At 39.2% G+C, this 13550-nt stretch carries 11 protein-coding genes; 8 read left to right on the top strand and 3 right to left on the bottom strand.

Annotation, left to right across the window (positions count from 1 at the left end; all coding sequences use genetic code 11):
- Both ileS and IQ31_RS09060 read right to left on the bottom strand, forming a co-directional pair.
- Positions 1 to 3414: an isoleucine--tRNA ligase gene (ileS, locus tag IQ31_RS09065; protein WP_088160291.1), complete on the bottom strand. Its 3414-nt coding sequence runs from the start codon at positions 3412 to 3414 to the stop codon at positions 1 to 3.
- 214 nt (positions 3415 to 3628) lie between these two features.
- A complete protein-coding gene (locus tag IQ31_RS09060) occupies positions 3629 to 3979 on the bottom strand; it encodes a HesB/IscA family protein (RefSeq protein WP_046674047.1) in 351 nt (116 codons plus the stop codon).
- Between the two features lie 285 nt (positions 3980 to 4264).
- Between IQ31_RS09060 and glyA the strand changes: the two genes are divergently transcribed.
- The 8 genes from glyA to purE all read left to right on the top strand — a co-directional run bounded on the left by glyA (position 4265) and on the right by purE (position 12403).
- Positions 4265 to 5536 (top strand): serine hydroxymethyltransferase, encoded by a 1272-nt coding sequence (gene glyA, locus IQ31_RS09055; protein WP_145327814.1) that lies wholly within the window; start codon positions 4265 to 4267, stop codon positions 5534 to 5536.
- 533 nt (positions 5537 to 6069) lie between these two features.
- Positions 6070 to 6666: an RNA polymerase sigma factor gene (locus tag IQ31_RS09050; RefSeq protein WP_075991123.1), complete on the top strand. Its 597-nt coding sequence runs from the start codon at positions 6070 to 6072 to the stop codon at positions 6664 to 6666.
- 443 nt (positions 6667 to 7109) lie between these two features.
- Complete coding sequence (locus IQ31_RS09045) at positions 7110 to 7805, top strand: zinc metallopeptidase (RefSeq protein ID WP_088160292.1); 696 nt, start codon at positions 7110 to 7112, stop codon at positions 7803 to 7805.
- Between the two features lie 133 nt (positions 7806 to 7938).
- A complete protein-coding gene (ffh, locus tag IQ31_RS09040; protein WP_075991125.1) occupies positions 7939 to 9279 on the top strand; it encodes a signal recognition particle protein in 1341 nt (446 codons plus the stop codon).
- A 335-nt stretch (positions 9280 to 9614) separates the two neighbouring features.
- The gene (locus IQ31_RS09035) at positions 9615 to 10205 is read left to right on the top strand and encodes an NADH-quinone oxidoreductase subunit A (protein ID WP_088160294.1); all 591 of its coding nucleotides are present in this window, start codon (positions 9615 to 9617) and stop codon (positions 10203 to 10205) included.
- Positions 10206 to 10207: 2 nt separating this feature from the next.
- Positions 10208 to 10711, top strand: coding sequence for an NADH-quinone oxidoreductase subunit B (locus IQ31_RS09030; RefSeq protein WP_088160295.1), 504 nt, complete (start codon positions 10208 to 10210; stop codon positions 10709 to 10711).
- A gap of 31 nt (positions 10712 to 10742) precedes the next feature.
- On the top strand, positions 10743 to 11885 hold the full coding sequence (locus IQ31_RS09025; RefSeq protein WP_088160296.1) for a 5-(carboxyamino)imidazole ribonucleotide synthase: 1143 nt from the start codon (positions 10743 to 10745) through the stop codon (positions 11883 to 11885).
- An 8-nt stretch (positions 11886 to 11893) separates the two neighbouring features.
- A complete protein-coding gene (gene purE, locus IQ31_RS09020) occupies positions 11894 to 12403 on the top strand; it encodes a 5-(carboxyamino)imidazole ribonucleotide mutase (RefSeq protein WP_088160297.1) in 510 nt (169 codons plus the stop codon).
- A 44-nt stretch (positions 12404 to 12447) separates the two neighbouring features.
- On the opposite strand, the gene IQ31_RS09015 is transcribed toward purE, so the two are convergent.
- The gene (locus tag IQ31_RS09015) at positions 12448 to 13431 is read right to left on the bottom strand and encodes a sugar phosphate isomerase/epimerase family protein (protein ID WP_227550265.1); all 984 of its coding nucleotides are present in this window, start codon (positions 13429 to 13431) and stop codon (positions 12448 to 12450) included.
- Positions 13432 to 13550 lie beyond the last annotated feature (119 nt).

The raw sequence follows: 13550 nt of genomic DNA, 5'->3' as shown, positions 1-13550 counted from the left end.
TTAATTTTTTTGGATTAATGCCTTAAGTTCTTTGCCATCGATCTCGATGGTCTCTCCTTCAGTTAGTGAATCTTCAAATACCAATGAATCGGCCAGAATTTCGGTGCAAATATACGATAAATTTTCGTTGGCAGCATTGACCACTTCTGAAGCAGCTGTTAACTTTACGTTAATTCTATCAGTGACTTCTAATCCTTTATCCTTCCTTAGATTTTGTAGGCGGTTGATCAATTCTCTTGACAAACCTTCTTTTTTCAATTCTTCGGTGATATGTACATCTAATGCTACGGTCAATTTACCTAGATTCGCTACTTGCCATCCTTCAACGTCTTCTGCTATAATTTCTACATCGCTCAGTAAAATCGTATATGGCGTGCCTGCTAGGGCCAATTCGCCTGTTGATTCCAACGTGCTGATTTGATCTATAGTCAACGATTGGATAGACGAAGAAACTAACTTCATATCCTTACCAACTTTCGCGCCAAGAGCTTTGAAATTTGGTTTTATTTTTTTCTTAATAATACCAGTGGTATCTGTAATGAACTCGATATCTTTGATATTGGTCTCAGAAAGTATCAGATCTTTTACTTTCTCTACCTTTTCTTGGAAAGCACTATCAAGTACCGGAACCAAAATTTTGTTTAATGGTTGACGTACATTGATGGAAGTTTTCTTCCGTAAAGAAAGTGTCAGCGATGAGATATCCTGCGCTAAAGCCATGCGTTCTTCCAGATCTTTATCGACTAGACTTTCATTATAAACCGGGAAATTCGCCAGGTGAACAGATTCAACTTGTTCCTTGTTAGTGGCTGAATTCAAATCCAGGAATAATCTATCCGAGAAGAAAGGTGATATTGGGGACATCAATTTCGCAATCGTATCAAGACATGTATAAAGTGTTTGATAGGCCGAAATTTTATCTTCTGTATAATCTCCTTTCCAGAAACGACGACGGCAAAGACGGACATACCAGTTGCTGAGATGTTCATCAACAAAGTTTTGAATAGCGCGCGCGGCCTTTGTAGGCTCGTAATCCGCTAAGTATTCGTCTACCTCCTTGGTCAACGAATTTAACAAGGAGATAATCCAACGGTCAATTTCAGGACGTTTTTCCAAAGCGATATCTGGTTCTGAATACGAGAACTTATCGATATTGGCATACAATGCAAAAAAAGCGTAGGTATTATATAAAGTACCAAAGAATTTACGGCGGACTTCATCCAATCCTTCCATATTGAATTTAAGGTTGTCCCATGGTGCGGCATTGCTGATCATGTACCAGCGTGTTGCATCGGCACTGTATTGATCGATCGTCGAGAATGGATCAACACCATTGCCTAGGCGTTTGGACATCTTATTTCCATTTTTATCCAACACCAAGCCATTGGAAACCACGTTTTTGAAGGAAACCGATTTGTACATCATTGTAGAAATCGCATGTAAGGTGAAAAACCAACCCCGTGTTTGATCAACTCCTTCAGCGATAAAGTCTGCAGGGTATGCATGATCAAATCCAGCTTTAAAAGGAAACTCTTCGCCTTTGGCTAGTTTTTCGTGATCCAATCCCCATTGTGCATAAGGCATTGCGCCTGAATCAAACCATACGTCTATCAGATCAGGTTCGCGGAATAACTTTTGTCCGGCATCAGAAACAAGAACGATATCGTCAACATATGGACGGTGAAGATCCAGTTGCTCGGTGTCGAATTTATCCAAGTAAGCTTTATTTTTCGCTTTTTCATCGTCAGATAAAACGTCTGAGGTCAAAGAAGCTTCCAATAAGGATTTTAATTCAGGTAAGGAGCCGATACAAACTTCTTCATTTTCGTCTTCTGAACGCCAGATAGGAAGTGGAGTTCCCCAGTAACGCGAACGCGAAAGGTTCCAGTCCACCAAGTTTTCTAACCAGTTTCCAAAGCGGCCGGTACCGGTTGCTTCAGGTTTCCAGTTGATGGTTTTATTTAATGCAACCAAATCTTCCTTCACTGCTGTCGTGCGGATAAACCAGCTATCTAATGGATAGTATAGAACAGGTTTGTCTGTACGCCAACAATGTGGATAGGTATGCTCATATTTTTTGACATCGAAAGCTTTGTTGTCCTCTTTTAGTTTGATAGAGATCAACACGTCTGTGGGTTTGAAGTCTTCTTTTGAACGTTCCTCTGTGCTGTAATATTCCTCTTTGACAAATCTTCCGGCAAAATCTGTGATTTCACTTACAAAACGTCCGGTACGGTCAACAGTAGGTACCTCTTTTCCATTTTCATCTTTCACCAAGATGCCCGGTACACCATGTTCTTTTGCTACACGAAAGTCATCCGCACCATAAGTAGGAGCAGCGTGAACGATACCGGTACCGTCTTCAGTCGTAACAAAGTCGCCTGGAATAACGCGGAAAGCATTTTCTTGTAAGTCCTCGTTGGTGATATAAGGCAACAATTGCTCGTAGCGCAAGCCAACAAGTTCTTCGCCTACAAATTCTGCTGCAAGCTCCCAAGGAATTACTTTGTCGCCCAATTTATAGTCTTGGAAGGATGCATTTTCTCCTTCCGCTTTAAAATGTTTGCTGATCAAATCTTTCGCTAACACGACAGATACAGGAGCACCGGTATATTTATTGAAAGTTCGGATCTTAACATAATTTATTTTCTTGCCTACAACCAAAGCTGTGTTGGACGGTAAAGTCCATGGCGTGGTCGTCCAGGCAATGAATGCTACATCCTCCGCATCGTCGTCAACTAATTTTTCTATAGCTGGGTGAAGCTGACTTTTGATCAGTCTAAATTCTGCAACGATGGTGGTATCTTTAACATCTTTATAGGTGCCGGGCTGGTTAAGTTCATGCGAACTCAATCCCGTACCTGCTGCCGGAGAGTAAGGTTGTATCGTATACCCCTTGTACAAAAGACCTTTTTTGTAAAGTTCTTTTAATAAATACCATAAGGTTTCGATGTATTCATTCTTGTAAGTAATATAAGGATGCTCAAGGTCAACCCAATAGCCCATTTTGGTGGTTAGGTCATTCCATACATCGGTATATTTCATTACCTCCTTGCGACAAGCGTCATTATATTGTTCTACAGTAATCTTTTTGCCGATATCCTCTTTTGTGATTCCAAGAGCTTTTTCGACAGCAAGTTCAATGGGCAGACCATGGGTATCCCAGCCGCCTTTTCGTTTCACTTGGTAACCTTTCAAAGTCTTGTAACGACAGAAAATATCCTTAATCGTACGTGCCATCACGTGGTGAATTCCAGGCATTCCATTTGCAGAAGGCGGACCTTCAAAAAATGTATAGGTCTTGCTTTCAGGACGATTATTGATACTTTTTTCGAATATTTTTTCCTGTTCCCAACGGGTCAAAATCTCTTTACCTATCTCGGGTAAATTTAACTGCTTATATTCTTTGTACATCAGACTGTTGTATGCTTCTTTTCTAAAGGTCGCTAATTTAGTGATTTATGATGGAAAATGAAAGAGGGCTTTGTTGTGCTTATATCATTAAATCGAGGTTGAACTTTTTGAAATCTCCCCCTTGATCAACTGGCGAAAATGATGGAAGCATCTGCTACGACAAAGGGACTACCCATGGCAGTCCCTTTGTTATTTCATTCTTGCTGAAATTCAGTTATGCTGAAAAACTGCTTCCGCATCCGCAGGTACTTGTTGCATTGGGATTGTTGAATGTGAAGCCCCTTGCATCGAGTCCCGATTTGAAGTCGATTTCCATACCGGCAAGATATAGGCCATGTGCTTTGTTCATAAAGATGCGAATTCCTTGAATTTCGTATTCGTTATCGCCGTCCTTTTTCTGGTCAAAGCCCAAGATATAACTCATACCGGAACAACCGCCGCCTTCAACACCGACACGTAAACCAAAATCATCAGAGATTTCTTGTTGATCCTTTAATTTATTTAGTTCCTTGATTGCCCCTTCTGTTAAGGAAACAGGAGCAACTGCTGTATGTTCTGTACTCATTGTAATAGTGTTTTAGCCAATCCAATACAAAAATACATTTTTTTAATGGCAAAATGCTTGACCGGAATTTTTTGACATTTTCGAAACATTCAATTCTTCGTACGCTTATTCTGTCCGATAGCACCATAAAATGATCTTGACCTAATTAGGTAATTCGCATAAATAAGGCTGTTTTTCTAAGAATATTTAATAAAATAGGACTTTTTGTCGATATTCTTTATGGAATATGCTATCTTTGAGGCATTAAAATAAACTACAAAATTTACTTTACAACATTTAAAAACAATGGAAAGAGATCAAGCCATTTTTAATTTAATAGCTGATGAGCTTAAACGCCAAGAAGAAGGTATTGAATTAATTGCTTCAGAAAACTTTGTTTCAAAACAAGTGATGGAAGCTGCTGGTTCAGTGTTGACAAATAAATATGCAGAAGGCCTCCCAGGAAAACGTTACTATGGAGGTTGTGAAGTTGTGGATGAGATTGAAACCATCGCAATTGATCGTGCAAAACAATTATTTGGCGCAGAATGGGTAAATGTTCAGCCTCACTCTGGTGCTCAAGCGAATGCGGCTGTTTTTTTGGCGACAATCAAACCTGGTGACAAAATTTTAGGTCTTGATTTATCTCACGGTGGTCACTTGACACACGGTTCACCAGCGAACTTATCTGGTAAGATCTATCAACCATTATTTTATGGTGTAAAAGAAGATACAGGTCTAATTGACTACGAGCAATTGGAAGAAACAGCGCTTCGTGAAAAACCAAAGATGATCATCTGTGGTGCTTCGGCTTATTCTCGTGATTGGGATTATGCGCGCATTCGTAAAGTTGCAGACGAAATAGGTGCTATCGTAATGGCTGATATTTCTCACCCTGCAGGTTTAATCGCTCGTGGTTTATTGAATGATCCACTTCCACATTGCCATATCGTTACGACAACGACACACAAAACGCTTCGTGGCCCACGTGGTGGTATGATTATGGTCGGTAAAGATTTTGAAAATCCATGGGGCATCAAAACACCTAAAGGTGAAATCCGTACAATCACGCAATTATTGGATTTAGCTGTATTCCCAGGTACACAAGGTGGTCCTTTGGAGCATACAATCGCAGCGAAAGCAATAGCTTACGGTGAGGCTTTATCCGATGAGTATATGGAATATATCGTTCAGGTAAAGAAAAATGCAGCTGCATTGGCACAATTCTTTGTGGAAAGAGATTACAAGATCATCTCTGGTGGTACAGACAATCACTTGATGTTGGTGGATCTTCGCAACAAAGATATTTCTGGTAAAGAAGCTGAAGCTGTATTAGGTAAAGCCGGTATTACAACAAATAAAAATATGGTTCCTTTTGATACACGTTCTCCTTTTGTGACTTCAGGTGTACGTTTTGGTACTGCTGCAATTACAACACGTGGTATTAAAGAGAATGAAATTATACAAATTGGCGAGTTGATCGATGAGGCATTGAAAAATGCATCTAACGATGCTCAACTGGATTTGATCCATGGCAAATTAAGAGCAATGATGGCTGAGTTCCCATTGTATAAATAAGAAATTCCCCTAGGAATAAAAAAAAGCGGAATCACCGATGCGGTGGTTCCGCTTTTTTTTATTCCTACAGCTATTCTCAGCATAACATGTATGGTATAAGCCCGTACCAATTTAACTTATCACGGGAATTATATAATAACCTGAACCGTATTTTATACGGTTCAAATAGGGATTCATCCGAATGAGGTCCCTATTAGGTCCCTATTAACTCCCTATAAAGTTCGGATTGAATAATGCCTCATTGGCGTGTTGTCCTTCTCATGTACAACTGCTGGTTCTAGCTTGTTTCGGAGGGAATGGGAGTATTGCCTTAAGAGCTCGGTTTGGAAATGTGAGGTAGATAACTTATTTTTAAATGTTAAAAAACCTTAAAATAAATTGTAATAATTTGATTACTCATTTATTTTGCGGTAATTTGGTTTTAGATTAATTGATTGTTTTACAATAAGAAAGGATAGTTTATACGGCAAACATTTACATTTTAACACAGAACTGATAATTTATTTGCGAACTGCTAAAAAAGTAAGTGACGTATGAGACTTCTAAAAGGTAAAAGCGATCAAGAGTTGATCCAAATGTATGTCGGTGGCCAAGAGTCCGGTCTAGAGGCATTGTTGAATCGATATAAATCGAAAATATATACTTCTATATATATGAAAGTAAAAGATGAATATCTTGCTGAAGATATTTTCCAGGAGACTTTCATTAAAATCATCAACACATTAAAATCCGGTAAATATAATGAAGAGGGTAAGTTTTTACCTTGGGCTATTCGTATAGCACACAATATGATTGTTGACTTTTTTAGAAAAGCAAAACGTGCTCCAAATATTGTGAATGCTGATGGCTTTGATATTTTTGAGGTGCTCGAATTTAGTGATGAAAGCGCAGAGTCAAAAATGCTCAAACAGCAGGTTGATGTTGATCTTAAGAAAATGATCCAAAAACTTCCGGACGATCAAAAAGAGGTGCTCATTATGCGACATTTTTGTGATATGAGTTTTAAAGATATTGCAGAAATAACCGAAGTAAGTATCAATACTGCTTTGGGAAGGATGCGCTACGCATTGAGTAATTTACGTAAGATGATTGAAGGTACCGATCTTACCCTGCAAATGGGCTATTTATAATAAAGGGGGCATTACAAGACGCCCCTTTTTATTTACATTCTAATTGGGATCAAAGGGAAGTTTAGCTGCTTTTGTATTTTCCCACCGTTTGTTTGTCATTAAGGCAATGCTACAATCCTTTGCGCATCATGCCTTCAAAAGCCATTTCCTTCAATAATCTGCTCCTGATTGAACTTAAAATAACTGCTCGCCTTCAGAAATGACCGATGAGTATACGTATTGAATTCTTGTTAATCAGTGTAAGTGTTTCGTTGGACCGAAGCTGAAAGCGGAGTTATTTGTCCAAATGATGTGGCAATTATGTCATGTGGAGATCAGAAGAACCTGTTCTTTTTGTCAGGTCAAAGACTTTTTTTATCTTAGAAATTTATGCATATACCTTTTTTCAACGATTGGAATAAGGTTTGATAGTCATATTATAACTATAAAACGATTGAATAGCTATGTACTTGATTTTATTTATTGGAATAATGGTGGTAAGCCTAATTGTCCAAACAAGATTCAAAAACAAATTTAAGAAATACTCCGAAATGCCTTTGAGCAACGGGATGTCTGGAGCTGAGATTGCGCAAAAAATGTTAAATGATAACGGTATATATGATGTAAAGGTATTGTCTATCCCAGATCGTTTGGGAGATCACTATAATCCGTCGGATAAAACCGTTAATTTAAGCCCTGAAGTTTACAGTGGTCGCAGTGTTGCAGCTGCAGCGGTAGCGGCACACGAATGTGGTCACGCTGTACAGCACGCCAAAGCCTATAAATGGTTGGGTTTCCGTTCGGCAATGGTACCGATGGTCAATGCGGCTTCCAAAATGACTTCATGGGTATTGATGTTGGGCGTTATGCTGTTTGCTTTTTCTAAAGGTGGTAATCCATGGCTTTTAGCTGTTGGAGTTGGGGCGCTGGCTATTACAACCTTATTTTCTTTTATCACCTTGCCTGTCGAGTTTGATGCGTCGAACCGCGCGCTGGAATGGTTAAACCATGCTGGTGTAACCTATAATGGTGAAGAGCATGACGGTGCAAAAGATGCTTTGAAATGGGCGGCGATGACATATGTTGTAGCAGCGTTAAGTGCGTTGGTGACACTTTTATATTATGCATCGATTTTATTCGGTGGCCGTAGAAGTGATTAAATACGGGTATTGTAACTTTACCCTACAAAAATGCGATTATTTTTTATAGTCGCATTTTTTATGGTGTGTTAATGAGGTTACTATAGACAATTTTTTTAACTTTGCTGTTTATATAGAATAAGATTCAGATTTTATGTTTTCAAATCTTCAAGATAAGTTAGATAGGGCCTTTAAAGTATTAAAAGGACAAGGTAGTATTACCGAGATCAACGTTGCAGAAACGATGAAAGAAATTCGCAAAGCGTTGTTGGATGCCGATGTGAATTATAAAACTGCCAAAACTTTTACCGACGATGTTAAACAAAAAGCTTTAGGCGAAAATGTACTGACAAGTATTTCCCCGGGCCAATTGTTGACGAAGATCATGAATGATGAGTTGACAGCTTTGATGGGCGGATCTGTTACAGAGCTTGAGACTGGAAAAAATCCAACAGTCATTTTAATTGCGGGTTTGAATGGTGCTGGTAAAACAACGTTCTCAGGTAAGTTGGCCTTGTACCTTAAAGATAAAAAGAATAAAAAACCATTATTGGTGGCTGGTGACGTTTACCGTCCTGCAGCGATCGATCAATTGGAAGTGCTCGCGGAACAAGTGGGCGTACCAGTGTATGTGAATCGTGAATCTAACGATCCTATTGCGATTGCCAAAGCCGGTGTGGAAGAAGCAAAACGTAATGGAAATAACGTCGTAATCATCGATACAGCTGGTCGTTTGGCGATCGATGAGCCTTTAATGGTAGAGATTACTGCAGTTAAAGAAGCGACAAAACCAGACGAAATCCTATTTGTTGTGGATTCAATGACTGGTCAAGATGCCGTGAATACGGCTAAAACGTTCAACGACCGTCTGGACTTTACAGGTGTAGTATTGACTAAGTTGGATGGTGATACACGTGGTGGTGCTGCATTGTCGATTAAATCTGTCGTTAATAAACCCATTAAGTTTATTGGTACAGGTGAAAAGATGGATGCATTGGATGTATTCCACCCTGATCGTATGGCATCCCGTATTTTGGGTATGGGTGACGTCGTATCCTTAGTGGAACGTGCGCAGCAACAGTTTGATGAGAAGCAAGCTGCAGAGCTCCAAAAGAAAATCCGTAAGAATAAATTCGATTTCAACGATTTTAAATCCCAGATTCAACAAATCAAGAAAATGGGTAATATGAAAGACCTCATGGGAATGATCCCTGGTGTTGGTAAAGCAATGAAAGATATTGAAGTAGATGACAATGCTTTCAAACCCATTGAAGCGATTATCGATTCCATGACACCTTTTGAACGCGAAAATCCAGATGTCATTGATCAAAAACGTCGTTTACGTATTGCGAAAGGATCAGGTACTGATATTAATGAAGTGAATAAGTTATTGAAACAATTTGGTGATATGCGTAAAGTCATGAAGCAGATGTCTAATCCAGCGATGGCAGCTAAAATGATGCGTAATATGCCCAAAATGCCAGGAAAAATGTAATTTTTAGAGAATAGTTACATCATAAGAAGGGCATCGTTTTATACGATGCCCTATTTTTTTTTCTGAAAGTGTCTAATCTTATTGGCCAGAAAGAATCTTCATTCCGCTTTCATTGCTGTTGGAGTCTGCGAAGTCATGAAGGCTTTGATCATTGTGTTGCCTTTTTGATTAATTTTTTCGTTTCTACTATGCGCTGTACAAGATGAATCTAGGTTACTTGCGGACAGGATACTGCTGGTTGATTCCGTAAAATTCGAACTGTTTTTAAAGAAATAATTCGTAATTTCAAGTTCCTCACCCGAGTGAACGAAATATTTGTTAAATTTGTAATTATTATGGATGACCCCGCGCAATTATCGGAATACGGCAAAATCCTTATCATTCTTCTGATAGGGGCGCTGTTAGTCTGTGCGACCATTTTTCTTGCACGTTTAATCTCTCCGAAAAAGAATAATCCCATCAAATCTGGTACCTACGAATGTGGAGAGGATCCCATTGGTTCTTCTTGGGTTCAGTTTAATCCACGGTTTTATGTGATCGCCCTCGTATTTTTACTTTTTGATGTGGAGCTTATTTTTATTTTTCCATGGGCCACTGTATTTGGACAGTCTGAATATATTGCGGCAGATGGAAGGTGGGGATGGTTTACCATGATTGAAATGGCTATGTTCATTGGTATTTTAATTCTAGGATTGGTTTTTGTCTGGAAAAAGGGCGATTTAGAATGGGTTAAACCAAATGTGTCCTTACCTAAAGTTCCTGTACCTATCCCGGATAGCGCCTATGCAAGCCTGAATAGTAAGACTTATCAGGTGCGTGATTATGCACTGGTTGTAGATGAAACTGTCGCGCACAAAACAACGATAGATGAACAGGTGTCGACACCGAAACCAGCCTTTAAACCTCGATTTAAAAAAACTGAGTAAGCATGAGTTTAGATAGTCAATTGCAGAATAATGGTGTTATTGTTGCCAAATTAGATGATTTGCTGAATTGGGCAAGATTATCTTCAATGTGGCCTATGAGCTTTGGTATTGCTTGCTGTGCCATTGAAATGATGGGGGCAATGGCTTCAACTTACGATTTAGATCGGATGGGCGTATTTCCAAGGCCTTCTCCAAGGCAATCCGACGTGATCATTATTGCTGGAACGGTTACCTTTAAGATGGCCGATCGTATCAAGAAACTATATGAACAGATGCCAGATCCTAAATATGTTATTTCGATGGGCTCTTGTTCCAACTGTGGTGGTCCATATTGGCAGCATGGTTATCATGTGGTCAAGGGGGTGGATCGCATTATCCCTGTGGATGTTTATGTCCAGGGATGTCCACCACGTCCCGAGGCGCTAATTGGTGCTTTTATTGAATTGCAAAAAAAGATAGACAAAGAAAGCTTGTTAGGTGAGCAATTGTTCAGCGGAAAAGCTTAAAAGATAAATTTTATAAGATTTTAAATCAATTATGGCAAAAGATTTTTATGGTGAATTGCAATTGGGTATTCTTGGCGGTGGTCAACTGGGAAGAATGCTCATCCAGGAAGCCATTAATTACAATGTAAATGTTCATGTATTGGACCCGGATAAGAATGCTCCTTGTCGCAAGTTGTGCAATAAATTTGAATGTGGTTCATTGGGCGATTTTGAAACGGTCTATAATTTCGGTAAGGATCTGGACATGATCACGATCGAGATCGAGAAGGTGAATGTAGATGCTTTGGAGAAACTGGAAGGAGAGGGAGTAATTGTATATCCACAATCACGTATCATTCGTCTGATTCAAGATAAAGGTCTACAAAAGCAATTTTTTAAACAAAACGATATACCAACTTCGGCGTTTCAATTGATATCCAATAAGGATAATTTAGTAAATGCCTCATTAAGCTTACCCTATATCCAGAAATTACGTAAGGATGGATATGATGGAAAAGGGGTAAAGAAGATTGTCACCCAGCAGGATATACAAGATGCGTTCGAAGAACCTAGCTTAATTGAAGAATGGGTAGATTTTGAAAAGGAAATTGCGGTCATTGTTGCCCGGAATGATAAGGGGGAGGTGTCTACATTTCCAATGGTGGAAATGGAATTTAATCCTCAGGCTAACTTGGTGGAATTTTTGATTGCGCCGTCTTTGTATGGTGTAGAGATTCAACAACGCGCAGAGGCTATAGCAAAAAAGATTGCCGATGATTTGCAGATCGTGGGTATATTGGCTGTAGAGATGTTCCTAACGAAAAATGGTGATATTTTGGTCAACGAATTGGCTCCGCGCCCTCATAATAGTGGTCACCAGACAATAGAGGGTAATTATGTGTCGCAATTTGCACAGCATTTAAGGGCTATATTCAATCTACCGTTAGGTGATACCAGATGCAGAACGAATGCCGTTATGATTAACCTGTTAGGTGAACCTGGCTATGAAGGATTGGCCAAATATGAGGGAGTAGAAGAGGTGTTGGCAATGGAAGGCGTATATATCCATTTATATGGAAAGAAATATACGAAGCCATTCCGCAAGATGGGCCATGTTTGTATCATCAATGATGATCGGGAGAAAGCGATCTCCAATGCAAGAAAAGTACAAGAAATATTAAAAGTTAAAGCTTAAACAATACTATGTCAGTCAATAATAAGGCCCAGGTAGGCATTATCATGGGAAGCAAATCAGACCTTCCTGTTATGCAGGATGCTATAGATGTGCTCAAAGCCCTTGGGGTGGAATTTGAGGTAACGATCGTCTCAGCACATCGTACACCGCAACGTATGTTTGATTATGCGAAAAATGCAGCTTTTCGTGGTTTGAAAGTTATTATTGCTGGAGCGGGTGGTGCGGCGCATTTGCCAGGAATGGTTGCTTCTATTACACATTTACCTGTGATAGGCGTGCCTGTAAAATCATCAAATTCCATTGATGGATGGGACTCGGTACTTTCTATTCTTCAGATGCCAAATGGTATTCCTGTAGCAACTGTCGCTTTAAATGCGGCGAAGAATGCAGGTATATTGGCGGCTCAGATTCTTGGTACACATGATGAAACAATCAGCAAGAATATCATCGAATTTAAAGAAGAGTTGGCGAGAAAAGTAATCGAGACAGCAGTGGAGGTAGAAGATACCGAATTTTAAGCTGACAATCTGACAAAATAAAAAAGGGAGCATTGCTCCCTTTTTTATTTTGTCAGATTTGCCTGTACATAATCGTAGCTTTTTTTGAGACTTTCCATCTTATTTGGCATATAGATATTGTCTTGCTCAACAAAAGCATATTTAAGTCCGGCTTTATTCCTTTCTTTGACGATTTCAGGGAAGTTGATGCTTCCGGTCCCCACTTCGGTATACTTGATATCATTGAAGATTTGCTCAATCGGCAATTTCCCATCTTTGGGCCATTCAATAGGATTGGATTTTGTTTTATCCATATCTTTGACATGCCAAAGTTTAAAACGGTTGGGGAATTTTTCAAACAAAGCTATCGGGTTTTTACCCGCTTTTTCTGCCCAGAAAAGGTCTAATTCAAAATCAACCAAATCAGGCTCAGTGAATGCTAACATCACCTCTTCACCCGTCGTATTATTGCCTAGATCCCTAAATTCCCAGAAATGGTTGTGATAAGCAACTTTTAGACCTAATTTTTTAGCCTGTTCACCAGCCTTATTCAATTGCTCTGCAGCATAGAGATAATCGTCTTTTTTCAATGCATTCAGATCAAACATCGGTGTTACAGGAGCAATCACATATTCTTGACCAAGTTCTTTTGCTGCATCAAAATAAACCGCAAGGTCTTCTTTGTCGGTATGAGCTTTACTGAGGTATTTGGACATATCGTAATGGCCTGAATGTGTTTTTAGACCGTTATCATCCAATATTTTCTTCAACTCTTTGTAGGGCAATTTCCAGAACTGTTTGGCTGTAGCATCTATTCCATAGAGCTCAACATGTTTATACCCAATTTTGGCAATTTGTTCCAAAGATCCTTTCGGATCTTTATCCATTAAATCGCGGATGGAATAAAGCTGTACGCCTATATTCTGTAATGGATTGTCGCTGATTGCACCGGCTTTATTTTGACAAGATATAAAGTTGGGCACCAGATAAGCTGCCGAAAGACCTATTCCAGCTTGCTTTAAAAATTGACGGCGAGAATTGTTCATCATATAATTGATTACTTGTTAGTGTACAATGTACAATTATTTGTTCAGAAATCAATGGTGTAACAAGGAATATTTTTGAAGAGTATGTTGATTTTATAAACTATAAAATCTTCGGAGAGCCA

The organism is Sphingobacterium siyangense, assembly GCF_007830445.1.
In the GTDB taxonomy this organism is placed as follows: domain Bacteria; phylum Bacteroidota; class Bacteroidia; order Sphingobacteriales; family Sphingobacteriaceae; genus Sphingobacterium; species Sphingobacterium siyangense.
Note: the sequence above shows the minus strand (reverse complement) of the source record. Positions and strands in the feature narration are given on the sequence as shown.